The organism is Treponema sp. R6D11, assembly GCF_054786075.1.
The window spans coordinates 1-390 of the sequence record NZ_BDHD01001095.1; the positions used below are offsets into that span (position 1 = coordinate 1).

Here is a 390-nt window from a genome sequence, read left to right on the forward strand (position 1 = left end):
GCCCAACATCGTATCAATCAGGTAATCGATTATTCCTTCGCGGTAATAGCCTATAGTGCCCCTTTGCGCCCCCTGCTTCTGCTTGTAGTAAATCATGAAGCTGGCGGATGCGAGTTCCGGATCCGTGATAATCTCTATTTGGAAATTGCCGCTTTTGGGCGGAGGAAGTTCATGCTTGGGGCGGCTCACTGGCTTTACTGCGGCCGGCATATTGAAATGATCCGCAAGGCTCGCCTCTAACGCCTTTCCGTTAAAATCGCCCACAAAAACAAGCGCAATTTTCCCTTCTTGAAGAACTGGAAACGCAGATGGAACAATATGTGCGGGCGCTGGATTCCGCGGTTATTGAACGGGGCCAGGGGAAAACGCCGTTATATGCTATGGCGTTGT

At 50.8% G+C, this 390-nt stretch carries 1 protein-coding gene; it reads right to left on the reverse strand.

The window, feature by feature from the left end; genetic code table 11:
- On the reverse strand, positions 1-264 hold a 264-nt coding region (locus ACYVTD_RS17625), incomplete at its 3' end, for a hypothetical protein (RefSeq protein WP_461248920.1).
- Between the last annotated feature and the right edge of the window lie 126 nt (positions 265-390).